The organism is Planctomycetota bacterium, assembly GCA_033763975.1.
Taxonomy (GTDB): domain Bacteria; phylum Planctomycetota; class Phycisphaerae; order Phycisphaerales; family UBA1924; genus RI-211.
Genome location: JANRJM010000012.1, coordinates 172046 through 189689, shown reverse-complemented (window position 1 = coordinate 189689; position 17644 = coordinate 172046). Strand labels below are relative to the sequence as shown.

The 17644-nt window shown below is 71.7% G+C and carries 16 protein-coding genes and 1 other RNA gene; 10 read left to right on the top strand and 7 right to left on the bottom strand.

Features of this window, described 5'->3' with window-relative positions:
- Together SFY69_07400 and SFY69_07395 are read right to left on the bottom strand one after the other, a co-directional pair.
- The coding region (locus SFY69_07400; GenBank protein ID MDX2131860.1) for a hypothetical protein at positions 1-416 on the bottom strand (416 nt) is incomplete at its 3' end.
- Between the two features lie 135 nt (positions 417-551).
- Positions 552-1448 carry a LexA family transcriptional regulator gene (locus tag SFY69_07395; protein MDX2131859.1) on the bottom strand — a complete coding sequence of 299 codons (897 nt, stop codon included), beginning with the start codon at positions 1446-1448 and terminating at the stop codon, positions 552-554.
- 178 nt (positions 1449-1626) lie between these two features.
- Between SFY69_07395 and SFY69_07390 the strand changes: the two genes are divergently transcribed.
- The 4 genes from SFY69_07390 to SFY69_07375 are packed head-to-tail and all read left to right on the top strand — an operon-like array spanning position 1627 to position 5249.
- Positions 1627-2187 (top strand): hypothetical protein, encoded by a 561-nt coding sequence (locus SFY69_07390; protein ID MDX2131858.1) that lies wholly within the window; start codon positions 1627-1629, stop codon positions 2185-2187.
- Positions 2184-2876: an ATP-binding cassette domain-containing protein gene (locus tag SFY69_07385; GenBank protein MDX2131857.1), complete on the top strand. Its 693-nt coding sequence runs from the start codon at positions 2184-2186 to the stop codon at positions 2874-2876. The genes SFY69_07390 and SFY69_07385 overlap by 4 nt, the downstream gene beginning before the upstream one ends.
- The gene (locus SFY69_07380) at positions 2873-3550 is read left to right on the top strand and encodes a hypothetical protein (protein ID MDX2131856.1); all 678 of its coding nucleotides are present in this window, start codon (positions 2873-2875) and stop codon (positions 3548-3550) included. The genes SFY69_07385 and SFY69_07380 overlap by 4 nt, the downstream gene beginning before the upstream one ends.
- A 28-nt stretch (positions 3551-3578) precedes the next feature.
- On the top strand, positions 3579-5249 hold the full coding sequence (locus SFY69_07375) for a hypothetical protein (protein MDX2131855.1): 1671 nt from the start codon (positions 3579-3581) through the stop codon (positions 5247-5249).
- Positions 5250-5281: 32 nt separating this feature from the next.
- On the opposite strand, the gene SFY69_07370 is transcribed toward SFY69_07375, so the two are convergent.
- Positions 5282-5530, bottom strand: a complete 249-nt coding sequence (locus SFY69_07370; protein MDX2131854.1) for a hypothetical protein — start codon at positions 5528-5530, stop codon at positions 5282-5284.
- Between the two features lie 12 nt (positions 5531-5542).
- The gene (locus SFY69_07365) at positions 5543-6052 is read right to left on the bottom strand and encodes a DUF6677 family protein (GenBank protein MDX2131853.1); all 510 of its coding nucleotides are present in this window, start codon (positions 6050-6052) and stop codon (positions 5543-5545) included.
- Positions 6053-6365: 313 nt separating this feature from the next.
- On the opposite strand from SFY69_07365, the gene SFY69_07360 reads away from it, so the two are divergent.
- From SFY69_07360 to SFY69_07340, 5 genes are all read left to right on the top strand, one after another.
- A complete protein-coding gene (locus tag SFY69_07360; GenBank protein MDX2131852.1) occupies positions 6366-6674 on the top strand; it encodes a hypothetical protein in 309 nt (102 codons plus the stop codon).
- 59 nt (positions 6675-6733) lie between these two features.
- The gene (locus SFY69_07355) at positions 6734-7210 is read left to right on the top strand and encodes a hypothetical protein (protein ID MDX2131851.1); all 477 of its coding nucleotides are present in this window, start codon (positions 6734-6736) and stop codon (positions 7208-7210) included.
- Between the two features lie 217 nt (positions 7211-7427).
- Positions 7428-8357 carry a hypothetical protein gene (locus tag SFY69_07350; GenBank protein MDX2131850.1) on the top strand — a complete coding sequence of 310 codons (930 nt, stop codon included), beginning with the start codon at positions 7428-7430 and terminating at the stop codon, positions 8355-8357.
- 180 nt (positions 8358-8537) lie between these two features.
- Positions 8538-8893, top strand: a transfer-messenger RNA (tmRNA) gene (gene ssrA, locus SFY69_07345).
- Positions 8894-9031: 138 nt separating this feature from the next.
- Positions 9032-9532 (top strand): hypothetical protein, encoded by a 501-nt coding sequence (locus SFY69_07340; protein MDX2131849.1) that lies wholly within the window; start codon positions 9032-9034, stop codon positions 9530-9532.
- A 183-nt stretch (positions 9533-9715) separates the two neighbouring features.
- Here SFY69_07340 and SFY69_07335 read toward each other — a convergent pair whose 3' ends face one another.
- Together SFY69_07335 and SFY69_07330 are read right to left on the bottom strand one after the other, a co-directional pair.
- Positions 9716-10408 carry a hypothetical protein gene (locus tag SFY69_07335; GenBank protein MDX2131848.1) on the bottom strand — a complete coding sequence of 231 codons (693 nt, stop codon included), beginning with the start codon at positions 10406-10408 and terminating at the stop codon, positions 9716-9718.
- Positions 10409-10557: 149 nt separating this feature from the next.
- Positions 10558-13446: a hypothetical protein gene (locus SFY69_07330; protein MDX2131847.1), complete on the bottom strand. Its 2889-nt coding sequence runs from the start codon at positions 13444-13446 to the stop codon at positions 10558-10560.
- Between the two features lie 236 nt (positions 13447-13682).
- Here SFY69_07330 and SFY69_07325 point away from each other — a divergent pair, with 236 nt between their 5' ends.
- A complete protein-coding gene (locus SFY69_07325) occupies positions 13683-15965 on the top strand; it encodes a glycoside hydrolase family 31 protein (GenBank protein MDX2131846.1) in 2283 nt (760 codons plus the stop codon).
- Here SFY69_07325 and SFY69_07320 read toward each other — a convergent pair.
- Positions 15946-17637, bottom strand: a complete 1692-nt coding sequence (locus SFY69_07320) for a sugar ABC transporter ATP-binding protein (protein ID MDX2131845.1) — start codon at positions 17635-17637, stop codon at positions 15946-15948. The two genes, SFY69_07325 and SFY69_07320, sit on opposite strands and share 20 nt — an antisense overlap.
- Positions 17638-17644 lie beyond the last annotated feature (7 nt).

Sequence of the window (17644 nt, the reverse complement as noted above, 5' to 3'; positions counted from 1 at the left end):
TCGCCCGCGCCGCCAGACGCGCCCGCGCCGCCAGACGCGCCCGCCGCCGTGCCCGTGCGTCCGCCCGGCGGCGGCACGCCCCCGTTCAGCACCGCCTCCAGGTCCAGCGCCGCCTGGGCCGCCAGCGTCGACTTTTCACTGTCTGTCAGCGGCCTGTCCTCGGGGATCGCCAGGTCCGCCGCCGACCCCGCGCGCAGCCCTTCCTCGCCCCCGGGCCCGCTCCCCCCGCCCGCGAGGGCGTTCAGCCCCGCGCTCGGCGCCGTGTTCTTCGGGCCCGCGCCGGCGTTCTTCTTCGCCCCGGCCCCGCCGCACCCGCCGGCCGCCGCCAGCAACCCCGCCGCGACGACGCCCGCCACCACGCGCCCCGCCACGCGCCAGCCCCGACCCATCACACTGCACGTCCCAGCGCGTTCCATGCGGCGACTCCTCTGCCCGCCCATCCCCGGCGGCTGCCTGCTCTATCGGCCCGGCGGACGTAGCGAACAAAATACGCCGCACCGCTTTGTCGCACGCCGCCCCGCCGCCGCGCCACGCCGCTCCACGCCCTCACGTCACGGAATGGTCCGCATCACGCTCACCGCCGCGTAGAGCCCCGCCACCGCCTCACGCTCCAGCAACCGCGGCGGATACGCGCTGTTCAGGGGCTGCAGCCGGATCAACTCCCGCCCGCTCGCGTCCTTCTCAAAGTACACCCGCTTGAACGTCGTCTCGTGATTTGGCTCGATCCGCGCGAAACAGTCCGACCCGTTCCGCACGGGCTTGGCCGGGCTGAAGATCACCACGTCGCCCTGCGCGTACTGGGGCATCATCGAGTCGCCCACCACCCGGGCCGCGAACGCGTCGGGATCGTGCAGGTCCGGGCACCGGACGTACTCGTCGGCGACGCGCGCCGGATACGACAGGTCGGTGAACTCGCGCGGGTAGCCCGCCGCCACCTTGTTGATGAGCGGGACGTCCGCGCCCAGTCGCACGATCGAGACGTCGGGATCGAACTCGGGCACCTCGTCGTCCGGATCATCCGGCGATCCCGGTGCCGCGGGCGGGGCGATCTGCGCCACCAGGCGCGCCAGTTCGCCGCTGGTGTACGCCGCGTCGAGCCCCTTGTCGGCGATCGCCTCCACAAACCGGCGCAGCGCCCGCCGGTCGCTCTGCAGCCGGTCGAGCTCGCGCCGCACCGGCTCGCCACCGGCCTGCAGGCTGCGCTCCCACCGCGCCAGGTCGAGCAGTTCGCCCGCCCGGAACATGAGCGCCTCTTCCAGCCGCCCGCAGATGTCGTCCGTCGGCAGACGCATCCCCCGCTCGATCTCCGACAGCAGGCTCTTCGCGCACCCCACCCGGTCCGCGAGGTCCTGCAGCGAGAGGTTCGCCCGTGCGCGCCGGGCGCGAAGCCGTGCGCCCAGCGGCCCGTCGCCCCCGCGCTCGCTCAACACCTGTCCTGAACCGCTCATCGCTGGCTTTCTGGCCCCGAGGACCGCCCCCGCGCGCAAAAACACGGTCATTCCGAACAAACTACTTGCAAAGCGTACACATCTACGTAGAACATAGTCAAATCGTACGCAGATATGTGAACAAACGGTGGAAAAGTCGTCCGGGGCGGAGTTCCCGGGCCCACGAGGGAGGCTGGTCATGGTCGCGATGCGTGGTGGGAGCGGCGGCGGGGCAACCGGGGGCCCCGGGCAGATCGTGGAACGCGCCGGGTCGGATCGACGTGCGGCCGAACGCGCCCGTCTCGCCGACGCGGCCCGCCTCGCCGCGGGATACCTCGAGCCGCGCGACCGCGCCATCCTCGAAGGCGTCTACGTCCACGGGCACACCTGCGCGGACCTCGCTCGGCTCATGGGCGAGCCGCGCCAGGCCCGCACGCTGCGCCGGCGTCTGCGCCGCCTGACGGCCCTGGTGGTCGCGCCCGAGTTCGGCTTCGTGCTCCGCCAGCAGAGCGCGTGGCCCACCTCGCGCCGGGCGGTGGCGCGGGCCATCTTCCTGCGCGGGCGCTCGGTGCGAGAGGCCGCCGCCGAACTGGGCATCACGCAGCACGCCGTGCGTCGCCAGCGCGACGCGGTGCTCGCGCTGGTGGAGAGCATCGGCGGTCGAGTCGGAACGGCGCCCGTGCCGCCCGCGGGCGTCGACGCGTCCCGGGGCGCGCCGGCGTTGCCGCGGGCCCCGCGCCGCGTGGGAGGTGCCGCGTGAACGACGCGCGTGCGCTGCTCCGCGTGCTGCCCGCGAGCGTCGTCCCCACCGAGCGCCTGCTGCGCGCGTGCGCCGCGCTGGGCGTGTGCGTGCGCCGCGTGCGCCCCGCCGACCTGAGCCGCACGCTGCACGACGACGCCCGGCGTCTGCTCGCGTCTCTGCGCCCCGGCGAGGTCGTCCTCGTCTCGGGCCCCAGCGGGTCGGGGAAGTCCACGCTGCTGCGCGCGGTCGCCCGTGCCGCCCGGGACGCGGGCCTGCGCGTCTGCGGGCAGCGGCCCGTCGAGCGCGCCCGCTGCGTCATCGACCTCATCCCCGGCTCGCTCGGCGAGGCCATCGCCTGCCTCGTGCGGGCCGGCCTGGGCGATGTCGGCGTGCTGGCGCGCACGCCCGGCGAACTCTCCGAGGGCGAGCGGGCCCGCGTCGCGCTCGCCGCGGCGTTGGCGCGCGTCCGCCCGGGCGCCCCCGGGCACCTGCTGCTGCTCGACGAGTTCGCGTCGACGCTCGACCGGGCGTCGGCGGCCCGCGTCGGCGCGGGCGTCCGCCGCTGGGCGACCCGCACCGGCGTGCGCGTCGTCGTCGCCACCGCGCACGACGACCTCCGCGGGCCCCTCGCGCCCGACGTGCGCGTGCGCTGCGCGCGGGGGCGCTCGGGGACGACGGTGCACATCGAGCGCGGGGGCGGGGCGTGACGGGCGCGCTCGCGATCGGGCCGGGCACGTGGCGCGACTACGAGCGCCTGGCGGAGACGCACTACCTGGGGCAGCGCCCGGCGACCGCCGCGTGCATCCTCGCCGCCCGGTGCGTGCGCTCGGGCGAACTCGCCGGCGTGCTGGTGGTGTCGATGCCGACGCTGAACTCGACGTGGCGAAGGAGCGCGTGGGGCGAGCGGTACGAGCCGCGGGGCGGGCGCGCGCGGGCGGCCCGGGCGCTCAACCGCGAGGTCCGCACGATCTCGCGGGTGCTGGTGTCGCCGGCGTGGCGGGGGCTGGGCGTGGGCGTGTCGCTCGTGCGGGCGTATCTGGCCTCGCCCCTGACGCGCCGGACCGAGGCGATCGCCGCGATGGGCCGGTACGCGCCGATCTTCGAGCGCGCCGGGATGCGCCGGGTGCGGGCGCGGGCCCCGGCGCGCGAGCGCGCGCTGCGGACCGCGTTCCGACGCGCGGGCGTGGCGCCGTGGCGGTTCGCCGACGCGCGCCGCGTGCGCGCGCTGGCGGCCCGCGCCGGCCTGCGCGACGCGGCGCTCGCCTGGGCGCGGGCCGGCAAGGGCACGCGCGGAGCGGCGATGTCGGCGGCGGCGTGGGAGGTCACGGCGCTCGCCGCCATGAGCCTCACCGCGCGCCGCGCGGTGTTCGTGGCGGGCTAGAGGGCACTCGGGCAGGAGAGGGGGACGCATGGGGGCGGCGAAGAATCGACGCACGACGCGAACGACGGGCTCGACTCGGACCACGGGTGAGGCGCGGCCGACGGGCGCCACGCGCGCCGCGGGCGGCTCGGCGGATGGCCCGCCGCCGGAGGGCGGCGCGCTGCGCGAGCAGGACGCGTGGGAGTATCCGCGCACGCCCGACGCGCTGCACGCGTGGATCGCGGGCGTGCTGGGCGTGCGCGTGGCGCGCCGGGGAATCGTGGGCGGGCACGACGCGCCGTTTGACTACCTGGCCCAAGCGTTCTTCGTGGATGCGGCGCCGGGCGCCGGCTCCGCGGGCGCACCGGCGGGCGAGGGGGCGGGCGAGGGCGTGTCGTCGCCGGACTGCGTGGTGTGGGCGAGCCGCGGGAGCGGGAAGACGCTGCTGGGGGCGATCGCGACGGTGCTGGACCTGGTGTTCAAGCCGGGGATCGAGGTGCGTGTGCTGGGGGGCTCGCTGGAGCAGAGCCGCCGGATGTACGCGCACCTGCGGCGGCTGGTGGATCCGGCGCGTTCGCCGGGGCTGGCGTCGTGCGTGAAGCGTGCGACGGAGAAGCGGCTGTCGTTCCGCACGGGGGGCGAGGTGGAGATCCTGGCGCAGTCGCAGACGTCGGTGCGCGGGACGCGCGTCCACAAGCTGCGGTGCGACGAGGTGGACCTGTTCGACGCGGGGGTGTGGGAAGCGGCCCAGCTCGTGACGCGCTCGGCGGTGTGCGGCGGCGTGGCGGTGCGCGGGAGCGTGGAGTGCCTGAGCACGATGCACGTGCCCCACGGGATGATGCAGCGCCTGGTGACCGAGGCGCGGACGGGCGCGCGGCGGCTGCTGCGCTGGGGCGTGGTGGACGTGCTGGAGCACTGCCCGCCCCGGCACGCGTGCGAGCGGGCCGACGGGCGGTGCGCGCTGTGGGACGAGTGCACGGGGCGCGCCAAGGAGCGCCCGGCGGAGCGGGCGGGGCACGTGCGGATCGACGACGCGCTGGCGATGAAGCGTCGCGTGAGCGTGGCGACGTGGGAGAGCGAGATGCTGTGCAGAAGGCCGCGGCGGAGCGACGCGGTGATCCCGGAGTTCGATCCCGTACGCCACGTGTTCCGGGGCGAGGCGCCGGCGGGAATGTTCGTCGCGGGGATGGACCTGGGCATCCGGTCGGCGACGGTCGTGCTGTGGGCGTGCGTGGACGAGGAAGACCGCGTCTGGGTGGTGGACGAGCGCTCGGCGAGCGATCAGGTGCTGGGCGAGCACGTCGGGGCGATGAAGGCCGGGCTGGCGCGCGCGGGCGTGCCGGCGTGGCCCCCGCCCGCGTGGGTGGGGATCGACCCGGCGGGACGTTCACGCAACGACCAGACCGGGCTGAGCGCGCTGCAGGTGCTCGGGCAGGCGGGGTTCGCGGTGCGGGCGGCGCGACGGCCTCTGCGCCTGGGGCTGGACCTGCTGCGGGCGCGGTTCGCGCCGGCATCGGGGGACGCGCGGCTGTTCATCCACGAGCGCTGCGCGGTGCTCATCTCGTCGCTCGAGCGGTACCACTACCCGACCGACAACCCCGAGAGCGACGAGCCGGTGAAGGGCGAGGGGCACGACCACGCGGTGGACGCGCTGCGATACCTCGTGCAGAACCTCGACGCGCCCGGACGGGCGGGGAGTTTCAACTACTTGAAGAAGTAGGCACTGGGGACTGGGGACTGGAAAGTTGGCGGCTAGCGCGGCGCGATGATGGGGGCGACGTACTGCACGAAGAGGTAGGTTGCCAGGCCGAGCGCGGCCATCCAGAAGCAGATCTGGACGGTCATGATGATGACCTGTCGCGGGAGGGTCGAGAGGTCGGGGACGCGGACGGCCTTGTACGCGAGCGAGAGGAAGAGCGCGAGCGGGACGATGAGCACGAACCAGAGTTCGTGCAGCTCGATGGGATCGATGAACGGGCGATAGGCGAGGAGGGAGGGCATGGTGGCGACGGATCAGGCGTTGGCGGAAGCGGGGCGCGCACGCGGGCCGGGCACGGCGGCGTCGATGATGGCGATGAGGTTGATGAACCCGGCGATGGTGGCGAAGAGGGTGCCGATCTCGTTCATCTTTCCGATGGACTTGCGGTTGGGGGGCGTGCCGTTGGGGGTGGCGTCTCGTGTGGCGGGGTCGCGTCCCTCGGAGGGATAGGCGGAGCGGAGGACGCCGGAGACGGGGTCGATGACCTTGAAATGGTGCTGGTGGAGTTGATCGACGCCGACGGCGAGGGGGCCGACGAGGGCTTGGCCGTAGAACCAGACAGGGTCTTCGCGCGAGTCGATGACGTCGATGCCGCCGATGAAGATGCCGCCGAAGAAGAGGGCGAGGATGCCGGCGCCGATGCACAGCCCGCGGGGGCGTTCGCCGACGAGGACATGCCCGAGGCCGGGGAGGATGATGGCGCCGACGAGGCCGACGGGTCGGAAGGCGGGGGCGGGGTGAATGGTGGGCGAAGGAGCGTTCATGAGGGGATGGAGAGGCGGTGGCGGGGCGGTGGACAACCGGTGGAGAACTGGCGGCGGCTGGGTGGGGGCCCGGATTGACTTGTCCGGCGCGGACTGTATCGTACCGCCGCTTTGAGCCGGACGTCCTCTGCGGAGTCGGAATCGGGAGAGGGACGGCGAGGAAGGAACCGCGACGGCGCGGGTCTCGGACAGTGGCCCGTACGGAGCCGGGCGGATGGCGGGCCGGGGTGGAAATCGTGGTCGCACCGAACGTGGCGGTGACGGCTGTGGTGGGAGTTGTGGCGGGCGCGCACACGCGGGAAGGTGCTTCATGGTGCAGAAGGTGCTGACGGCGGCGGGGAGCGAGGTCGGGTCATTCGAGCCGGCGTGCCGACCGGGTGCGGCGCCGGGGTGGGAACTCGAGGACGAGGCGGCGTGGGTCGGGTCGGCCGCGGTCGTCGTGATGGAAGAGGAAGAGGAAGAGGAGTTCGACGAGGACGAGGACGTCTTCGGCGACGATGACGAGGTTGAGGGCGGTGAGGAGTTTGAGGAGGACGACGAGGACTTTCTCGACGACGAAACCGAGGACGAACTCGACGACGACGCCGAGGAAGACGATGAAGACGACGACGACGACTTCTAGTCCCCGGTCGTAGGTCGCGGGGCGCGGGGCGTCGGCACGACGCCCTCGGAGCGACCGCGATGTCCGACACACACGACAGCATGGGCACGGAGCCTTCGGGCCGCGGCGGCGGCTGGGACGGGGTGGAGCGCCGTTCCGGGCGCGATCCGCGTCTGGACCCGCAGGTTGGCGGCGACGGGCGCCCGCCCAGCGGGATGGAACGCCGGCGCGGTCCGGGGCGGCGGTTGTCGGACTTTGCTCGCGCCGCCGAGGACGGGCGGCTCACCAAGGAGCAGTTCCTGTTCCTCATGGCGATCGAGCAGTTCAAGCGCTCGAACCAGGTCTCGTTCCCGGCGTGGACGGACGTGCTCGAGGTCGTGCGGCTGCTGGGCTACCGCAAGACGATGGCGTCGGAGGTGCGGGTCTCGGCGGCGGAGGACTGGCGCGAGGCGCCCGACGCGCCGAGCAATGTGCGGACCGACCGGCAGTGGGCCCGCCAGCGGGCGGCGGAGCGGGTGCCGGCGACGGGCGAGGCGGCGGACCGTCGGGCGGCGTAGTCGAGCACTGCGAGAGGCCGAACTGGGATACCAGGACGAACTGGCGTGCGCGGCCGAACCGGGGCAACCGAAGGGCCCGGCGTAGCCGCACGGAGCGCGAGCCGGGCGCGAGGGCACGATCGCGGGCGAGACGACGCGTCGTGCGCTCGACGAGCGGTGGTGTGGTAGGGTTTGTGCTGCGCCGGCCTTTATGTGAGGCCGCCGCTGGGGAGTTGTCATGGCGAAGGACCTGGCGGAGTTCACGAAAGCGTTCGCGACGATCAAGGGCGACGTGACGGCGGGGATGGAGCAGATCAAGAAGAACGCGGCGGCGATCGCGCAGACCTCGGGCGTGATGCACGAGGGCGTGAAGGAGGTCGGGCTGCGCGTGCAGAAGCTCAAGGACATGGGCGAGACGGGTGCGTCGGTGAACGACTTCATGAGCGATCCGGAAGTGAAGTCGATGATGGGCTCGGTGAACGCGTACATGAAGCAGATCGAGGCGGAGTGCAACCGCATCGGCGCGCTGCACGCGGGCTCGTTCAAGAAGACGATCGCGACGTTCTGGGACACGAAGAAGTCGCTGGAGGCGGAGATCGCGGCGCGGAAGAAGGCGGTGTCGACGAAGCTGGGGACGGGGAACAAGTCGCTGCCGGACCTCGAGAAGCTGCTGGCGGAGATGAACAAATACAAGGACGCGCAGTTCGCGTCGTTCGAGGTGTTCACGCCCGAGACGGCGGCCGAGCACCGGTCGGAGCTGGACAAGTGGATCAAGGACGAGATGTCGAAGACGAAGGCCGCGGCGCTCTCGGCGTTCCAGAAGGAAATGGACGAGCAGGCGCTCAACGTGCGCGTTCTGAACGGGAACGTGGGGAAGGCGAAGACGACGCTTGCCGAGGTGCTGAAGGACTGTGCGGCCGGCGAGAAGGCGCACAAGGCCAAGCAGCTCAAGCCCCTGATGGACGCGAAGCTGGCGGCGGCGGAGGGAGTCAAGGAACTGTCCGACATGGCTGGCAAGTACGAGCGGGCGCAGCAGGACCAGTGGATCATGTCAAAGCTGCGCACGTCGAAGGACAAGGGCGCGATCGAGTCTGGGATGAAGTCGGTGATCGAATCGCGGAACGCCGCGAAGGCGGCGCTGAACAAGCTGGCGGCGTTGAAGCTGTGAGCGGGAGTGGCAAGAGAGCGAAGTGGCGAAGTGGCGAAGTGGCAAAGTGGGAGAGTGGAAAAGTGGGAGAGTGGGAAAGTGGTGGAGTGCGCGGGTGGGGGGACGTGAACGGTGGGGTGGTGCGGGGCGTACAGTGGGTGGAGGGGTGAGTGCGGTCACCCGACGAGTCTTTGAAAACTGGGGGCCGAACTGGATTCGACCGGGCAGGGAAGGCGTGGCGGTGGCGCGTCGAGGAGCATGCAGGCCTCGTAAAAAGCATGCACCACATTGACTGCTGAGCGTAACTACGCTCTCGCGGCCTAACAAGGCCCCGACGGACCCTGGGGGCTGCTCGCGACCCTGGGGTACGAAATGACAGCGGGCTAGCGGACATCCGTCGTCGACGGGGATGAAGCCGCGAAACACCACCGTTGGCTGGCCGAAGGCGTAGGGTGCTGGGGTTCGACGCCGAGGCGAGATCAAATCACCAGATACACGCGTAGATGCTCCACGCTGACTGACTCGGGACGGGGGTTCGATTCCCCCCGGCTCCATTCTTGAAACAGCGGATGTTGACGTGGCGAAGTGGCCGGGCGGCTGCGGCGGTTGGAGTGCGCGCCGAATGTGGGGCGGCGGCGTCGGGTGACGGCGCGCGGTAGAGTGGGGCGGCAGGGGTGCAGCCAGGAGGCGCGCGCATGGGCCGCTTGATAGTCGCCGTGGTGGTCGCGTATGTCGCGATGGCCCTGCTGATCATGTCTCTGTTTGCGGGGATGTGGTTCGGCTTGGGGCCGGACGGGCTGTTGAAGCCGGGGAGTTTCAAGGGGAATCTGCTGATCACGATCGCGGCACCGTCGATCACGGTGCTGGGCGGTCTGTTCGGCGGGTGGCTGTGCAGGCGAATCGCGCATGGGGGAAGCGGGGGGGGCGAGGGAACGACCCGCGCCACGCGAGGGCGCGGGGCGGTGATGGTGTTGGCGGGTGTGGTGTTGGTGCTGGGGATGGTGATGGCGTACTTCACGCTGCAGAAGCCGTATCCGGCGGATCCGCGCCCGGCAGGGATGACGGTGCAGGAAATCATGGAGGTCGGGCGCGAGCCGACGTGGGTGGCGCTGTCTAACCCGATCGCCGGGGCCGCGGCGGTGCTCATCGGAGGGTTGGTGGTGGGGGTCAGGCGGAAGGGGTCGCGTGCGGGGTGAGACACCCGGTCCCGGAAGCGGGGCTGCGGAGGTCGATCGCGCTGGAAGACTGCTCGGCGCGATGTCGATGCTGAGAGTGACAAAAGGCCCGGGCGGGTGCCCGGGCCTTGGTGCGTTTTTGGAAGCGTGCGTGTTGATCGGGTGTCGTATCGCGCGGTTGTACGCGCGAGATAGACGTTGTGCTTAGCGGCGGCGACGGGCCGCGAGGAGCCCGCCGAGGGCGAGGAGCGAGGCGGCGCCGGGGGTGGGGATGGTGTAGGAGAGGAAGGTGCCGGCGACGGAGGCGGTGCCCCAGCCGGGCGTCGCGAGGCCGGCGACGGAGAGGTGGTCGACGCCGGGGTCGCCGCCGCCGCCGCCGGTGGTGACGACATCGAAGCGGAAGGTGTCATTGCCGGTCAGGCCCAGCAGGGCGCGGCTGACGGAGAGGGTGCGCTGGGTGACGGGGGAGTTGAAGGACCCGCCGATGGTGGTGTCGCCGTTGTAGGTGGCGGCGAGGAGGTTCCAGCCGGGCGCGGCGCGGAGCTCGGCGCCGCCGCCGCCGTCAACCCAGGAGCCGATCCAGAAGTCGATGCCCTGGCCGGCCCAGTCGATGTTGCGGCCCCAGCCGTTGGTCGAGCTGCCGCCGGCGGCGCCGGTATCGATGCCGACGCAGAACTTGGCCCAGTCGCGCGAGTCGGCGTTGCCGCGGACGTTGATGGTGAAGTTGATGTTGGTCGCGTCGTGGCTGACGGTGACGCTGGAGATGTCGAGGTGGTCGTACGCTCTGTCGGGCGGGTTGTCGAAGACGTCGAACGTCGAGTCGTTGTACGTCGTCTGCCCGCTCGCGACCTGCGCCAGACCGGCCAGCGCGACGATACCCATCACACGAATGCTCATGAATCTCTCTCCTCGAGGCGTTGGCCTCGCCATGCAGTGCGCCTTAGAACAGCCAAGGCGGCACGTATTTTACCGAGTGGACTGATTGCGCCAAGCGAAAATGCACGCAGAAAACGCGCGGAAACGACGCCCGATCGAGCGGGTCGGGTTTACGGGCAGGGCCCGCCGCCGACGACGTCGGTGAGGGCGGCGATGTCGTCCTGATCGACGTTGCCATCCTGGTTGAAGTCCGGGTCGATGCCGGTGCCGTTGGAACCGCCGGCGACAACGCCGACGAGGTACTCGATGTCGTCCTGGTCGACGTTGCCGTCCTGGTTGAGGTCGGGGTCGCAGGGGGGGAGGCCGACGAAGACGGTGAAAAACTGGGCGGAGCCACGCCCGGACTCTTCGAAGGCGAGGAGCAGGACGGTGTTGGGGCCTTCGGCCAGACCGGTAAGTGTTCGGGACCAGTCGAAGCGGTCGTCCTGGACGGCCTGGTTGGAGCCGTTGGCGAGGAGGAGGGGGTCACCGCCGACGGGCGGGTTGAGGATGAGGTGGATGCGGGAGACGGTGCGGTCGAGGGCGCGGAGGGAGAAGCGGTGCTGGAGCGTGCCGCTGGGGAGCGGGCTGGGGTTAGTGAGGGTGGCGTCGGGGGGCAGGCGATCGATGTAGAGGGCGGTGCGCCACTCGCGGAAGAGGGCCGCTTCGTTGAGGTTGCGTTTGCGGAAGGCGAGCACGGAGAGGTAGTTCATGCCCTCGGGGAGGCGGGTGGCGTCGATGGCCTGGCGGTACAGGCCGTTGGCGTTGGTGGTGCCGGCGAGGGGCTGGCGCTGGGTGACGAAGTTCTCGTAGCCGGGGGAGACGTCGTTCTGGAAGCCGATGTCGGGCGCGCCGGAGGCGTTCCAGTCTTCGAAGCCGGCGTTGAGGCGGAAGAGGGCGTTGTCGTCGGCGTTGTCGTTGGTGGTGGCCTGTGGGTCGCCGTTGGTGGTGGTGAGCTGGATCTCGAAGGAGGGCGCGCTGACGACGGGGACGGCGTTGGCGCGTCGGCGCCAGGAGGGGACGGAGAACGATTCGGCGGGGAGCGAGCCGGACTGGTTGGAGATGGTGAGCGTGCCCGCGGGGATGGCGGGTGCGTAGACGACGTAGCCCCGGTTGTGCTCGGCGCCGAGGGGGTTGAGGTTACGCGGAACGCGGAGGGTGACGCTGCCGCCCGCGCCGACGACGATGGTGTCGAAGATGTCGTTGTTGGGATCGACGGCGGGGTTGGCGGCGTTGCCGGTCATTTCGATGAGGCGAGTGCCGGCGGGGAAACTGGTAGAGACGATGCGCTGGTCGAAGCCGGCGTCGTAGCGGTCGTTGACGCCGACGAGGCAGTTGCCGGAGTACGCGCCGCCGCCCAGCGGGGTGCGGCGTTCGAAGACGAGGACGTCGGCGTCCTGCGCGCGGGGCTGATACTCGCCGCGGCCGAGCCAGTTGCTGAGGCGGACGAGGGTGGTGAAGGTGTCGTTGGGGGCGTTGGTGGCGGGCTCGACGCCGAGCGGGGCGGTGAGCCCGGCGCGGGGGTAGAAGCCGCTGCCGTTGCGGGCGACGCCGCGGGCGTTGTGGTAGAGGGTGGCGCGGCCGGCGCGCATGAGGAGGAAGGCGTGGGCGAAGGGGCCCTGCTGGCGCGTGGTGGGCGTGGGGGGGTTGGAGCCGCCGTCGCCGTAGGCGTTGTCGTGGCTGAAGACGTGGGCCATGCCGATGGAGCCGTTCTGGAGTCCATCGTCGGTGAGGTCGAGGAGCGCGCTGGTGACGTTGTTCCAACTGCCCAGGCCGTTGGCGCTGATGATGTCGCGGAGCTGGCCGGCGCCGTTGAGGTCGAGCGCATCGCGGTTGCCGAAGGCATCGCCGGCGACGGAGCGGCCGGAGGTTCGTCCGTTGGGCTTGCGGACGTAGCGGTCGAAGGTGAAGTCGTTGCCCTCGACGCACTCGCCGAAGGAGTACGGCGTGACGAGGCGCCCGTCGGGCGTGCGGCGCCGGTTGGCGATGGCGGAGTCGAAGAAGGTGTCGAAGAACCAGCTTGGGGTGTGCTTGATGGCGTCGAGGCGGTAGCCGTCGACGTGGTGGACGTCGGCCATCCACTGCACCCAGCGGAGGAGGTAGCCGGTGGCGTTCTCGGGGACGGGGTCGCCGGCCATGGGGTCGGCGAGGTTGAAGCGGCCGAGGGTGAGCTGGGTGGCGGGCTCGTTGCGCGCGGGGATGTCGCAGGGGGGCGCGAAGATGCCGGTGTTGAGCGGGCCGGCGAAGGACATGCCGGGGTTGAAGACGGTGTCGGTGCCGAGGGCCTGATCGGGGTAGAAGCGTGCGTTGGCGGGGTCGGGGCGGTTGAAGACGCTGCCGCCGGGGATGTTCAGCGGGTTGCCGGGCGTGGTGGGCTGGCGGATGAAGTTGTTGACGGAGGCCTGGTCGATGTCGACGAGCGCGACGAGGTCGCCCCGCAGGAGGCAGTAGCGGCTGCCGCCGGGGTTCTCGCTCTGGAGGTAGCCACCGGAGACGCCGGCGTGGAAGTCGCCCCAGGGGCTGGTGGGCTGCTTGTTGACGGGCGGGTTGGCGGAGGCCATCCAGAGGCCGGGCCAGCCGCCCTCGGCCTGGAAGGTGGCGCCGGTCTGGCGGAAGCCGTTGTGGTTGAGGATGGTGTCGATGTAGACCTCGGCGCCGGCGAGGTGGAACTCCTGGACGACCTGGTGGAAGGAGGCCTCGGTGCCGTAGGCGGTCTGGGCGTTGGGCTTGCCGAGGTCGAAGCGGTCGAAGACGTCGTAGCCGACGGAAGTGGAGTTCTGGTTGGGCGAGCTGGGGGGTACGTACGCGCGGGAGGGCGGGGGCACCCAGGTGGAGCCGTAGCCGGCGACGAAGAAGTCGCCCATGCGGCGTTCCATGTCGGACCAGCGGCATTCGAACCACTGGAGCGTGGGCGGGGGGTTTTCGGTGCTGATCTGGGCCGTCGCAGAGGCGGCGGCGCCGGCGACCGCGAGGAGGCAGGCGGCGGAGCGGGCGGTGAAACGTCGCGGAGCGATGATCATGCGGATTCCTGGCGGAGTGCGTGGGCGCGTGGGGGCGGCGCGCGGGGCGGGCCCGAGAGTCCACGCAGGAGTATCGCACGCATGTTCGTTCTGGCAAAGGCTTTTTGGCCGAAGCGGGGCGGCGTGCGTGTTCGGTTGTTGACCAGGAAACCCCAGGCGGCGCGGGCGTGGGGACGTGCGAGTGTGGCGGCCGCTATTCTGCGCGGCGCGCCGCGGGGGCGCGTGTGGAGGCTGTTATGAGACCGGTGATCGCGCGATGCGCAGGTGTTCGGGCGTGGGTGGTGCTGGCGCTGTTGGTGCTGAGCGCGTGGCGCGCGGCGGGGCAGCCGGTGGTGGCGGAGCGGCTGAGCGATCGCGCGCAGCGGTACTTTCCGAGCGCGGAGGCGAAGGAGGAGGCGCTGCCGTCGTACGCGCTGCTGGAGACGGTGCGCGGTCGGGCGGGCGAGGTCGACGCGTCGGCGTCGCCCCGGTTCGAGACGGCGGGGGGGAAGCAGGTGGCGCGGCTGTCGGTGCCGCCGGGCACGTCGATGTATGGGACGGGCGAGGTGGGGGGGCCCCTGCTGCGCAACGGTCGGACGATCGTGTGCTGGAACACGGACGCGTACGGGTACGGCGCGGACACGAAGTCTTTGTACCAGTCGCACCCGTGGGTGCTGGCGGTGATGGCGGACGGGACGTCCAAGGGCGTGCTGGCGGACACGACGTACCGGTGCGAGGTGGACACGGGGGCGACGAGCCCGGACGAGATCCGGTTCGTGGCGGACGGGCCGTCGTTCGGGGTGGTGGTGATCGACGGCGCGAGCCCGCAGGAAGTGCTGACGGAGTTGGCGCGGCTGACGGGGACGATGCCGCTGCCTCCGAAGTGGGCGCTGGGGTATCACCAGTGCCGGTACTCGTACTACCCGGATTCGCGGGTGCGGGAGATCGCGGCGGGGTTCCGCGTGCACGGGATCCCGGCGGACGTGATCTGGATGGACATTGATTACATGGAAGCGTTCCGGGTGTTCACGTTTGATCGGGGGTATTTCCCGGATCCGGCGCGGCTGAACGCGGACCTCAAGTCGCTGGGCTTTCACAACGTGTGGATGATCGACCCGGGGATGAAGGCGGACGATGCGCGCGGGCCCGCGGACCGGCCCGAGGCGGACCTGGCGAAGGAGCCCGAGTCTGCGCGGGCGGCGCGCGAGGAGGAACTGGCCCGGTACCGCGCGATCATGGCGTCGGGGCGTGCGGCGGACGTGTTCGTCAAGACGGCGGGCGGGGAGGAGTATCGCGGGGCGGTGTGGCCCGGGATGTGCGTGTTCCCCGACTACACGGCGCCGCGGGTGCGCGAGTGGTGGGCGAACCTGTACGGGCCGTTCCTGGCGAACGGGGTGGCGGGCGTGTGGAACGACATGAACGAGCCGGCGGTGTTCAACGTGGAGTCGAAGACGATGCCGCTGGACAACCGGCACGAGGGCGACCCGGCGATGGTGGGCCCGAACGGCAAGCCGCAGGGTGCGCGGGCGGCGGGTGATCACGCGCGGTATCACAACGTGTACGGGATGCAGATGATCCGCGGGACGCGGGAGGGGATTCTGGCGGAGCGGCCGGCGGAGCGCCCGTTCGTGCTGAGTCGCGCGAACTACATCGGGGGGCAGCGGTACGGGGCGACGTGGACGGGCGACAACACGGCGTCGTGGGAGCACCTGGAGATGAGCATCCCGATGACGCTGAACGTGGGGCTGTCGGGGCAGCCGTTCATCGGGCCGGACATCGGGGGGTTCGTGGGGAACGGGGACGCGAAGCTGTTCGCGCGGTGGATCGGGTTCGGGGCGTTGCTGCCGTTCGCGCGGGGGCACACGGGGAAGGAGACGATCGCGAAGGAGCCGTGGGCGTTCGACGAGCACACGACGGCGACGGCGCGCGAGGCGATCCAGCGTCGGTACAGGCTGATGCCGTACTACTACACGCTGTTCCGCGAGGCGAGCGTGACGGGGCTGCCGGTGGCGCGGCCGGTGTTCTTCGCGGATCCGTCGGACCCGGCGCTGCGCGCGGAGGACGACGCGTTCTTGCTGGGGTCGGACGTGCTGGTGATTCCCAACGTGCTGGAGCGGGGCGCGCGGGCGGCGTCGCTGCCCAAGGGCGAGTGGCGCGCGATCGAGGTGTCGGACAACCCGGACCTGCCGGAGCTTCGGGTGCGGGCGGGGGCGATCGTGCCGATGGGCCCGGACCTGCGCTTCACGGGCGAGAAGCCCCTGAACCCGCTGACGCTGGTGGTGGCGCCCGACGCCTCGGGCAACGCGTCGGGCGTGCTGTACGAGGACGCGGGGAACGGGTTCGAGTATCAGCAGGGCGGGTACCTGCTGTCGACGTACGAGGCGCGGGTGGAGAACGGCGTGCTCACACTGGCGCTCGTGCGGGCGGAGGGACGTCTGGAGCGCCCGACGCGCCGGGTGGTGGTGCGGGTGGTGCTGGGCGATCGCGTGGTGGAGTGGGGCGGCGTGGACGGCGCGACGATCACCGTGCCGCTGCGCTAGCGCGGGCGGCGGGCGGCGCGGGGGTGCCGGGCGCGGACGAGACGGTGGCGAGGCGGAGGATGTTCGCCTGCGTGATGGCGTCGGCGGTGAGTTCGCCGGCGATGCGCCCGTCGCACATCACGAGGATGCGGTCGGAGAGGGCGAGCAGTTCGGGCATCTCGCTGGAGACGAGCACGACGGCGGCGCCGGCGTCGGACGCGGCGCGGACGAGGCGGTAGATCTCGGCCTTGGTGCCCACGTCGATGCCGCGGGTGGGCTCGTCGAGCAGGAGGACGCGCGTGCCCGCGCCCATCCAGCGGGCGATGAGGACCTTCTGCTGATTGCCCCCGGAGAGCGTGGCGGGCGAGAGCACGGGGCTGGCGGCCTTGATCTGGAACTCGGCGAGCTTCTCGCGCACGAGGCGGCGCTCGGCGCCGAGGCCGCGAACGCCCAGCGGGGCGGCGAGGCGGCGCATGAAGGGCATCACGAGGTTCTCGTGGATGCTGAGGTCGAAGAACAGGCCCTGTCGGCGGCGGTCCTCGGGGACGTAGCCGAGCCCCGCGCCGATCGCGGCGCGGGGGGCGCGCGGGGGCACGGGCACGGCGTCGACGAGCACGGTCCCGGTGGCGCCCGGGTCGAGCCCGAAGATGGCGTCGAGCAGTTCGGAGCGTCCGCTGCCGACGAGCCCACCGATGCCCAGCACCTCGCCCGCGCTCGCCCCCAGCGAGACGTCGCGGAGCTTTCCGGGAGAGTTCAGATCGCGGACCTCGAGCAGGGGGCGGCCTGGTCGATCGCGCGGGGCGGGGCCCGGTACGGCGCCGGGGCCCGGTTCGGTGCGGGGCGGTTCGCCCGCGAGCGCGCGGACGGCGGCGGCCTCGACCGCGCCGGGCGCGGCGTGTGGTGCGGCGGTGGGTGCGCGGTGCGCGCGGACGGGCGTGGCAAGGCGGCGGCCGATCATCTGTTCGACGAGCGTGGGCTCGTCGAGCCCGCGCACGGGTGTCGTGGCGACGTACCGCCCATCGCGCAGCACGGTGACGCGGTCGCACACGGCGAAGATCTCGCCCATGCGGTGGCTGACGTAGATGATGGCCAGACCCCGGCGGGCGAGGGCGCGGATGACCTCGAGGAGGCGGTCGGCCTCGGCGATGGAGAGGGAACTGGTGGGCTCGTCGAAGACGATGGCGCGGGGCCCGGATGACGCGGCGGAGCGCTCGTCGAGGGCCGCGGCGATCTGGCAGATCTGGCGGCGGCCGGGCGAGAGCAGGCCGAGGGGCGCTTCGACGTCGATGCCGGGGTCGAGTTGGTGGACCATGGCGGCGGCGCGGTCGGCCATGGCGCGGAAGTCAACGAGCCCGAGGCGGGTGCGGGGCACGTCGTGCAGGCTGAGGTTCTCGGCGACGGAGAGGTTGGGGCACTGGGCGAGTTCCTGGTGCACGATGCGGACGCCCGCGTGGAAGGCGTCGGCGAAGCTGCCGGGGCGGAGGGCGTGCCCGTCGATGGCGACGCGTCCGGCGTCGGGCACGGTGAGGCCGGCGATGATGCGTCCGAGCGTGGACTTGCCCGCGCCGTTCTCGCCCATGAGGGCGTGGACCTCGCCGTGGGCGAAGCGGACGGTGACGTCGTCGAGTGCCTGCGTGATGCCGAAGCGTTTGGAGATGTGCTCGGCGACGAGGAGGTCTGGGCGGGGGTCCATGGACCTG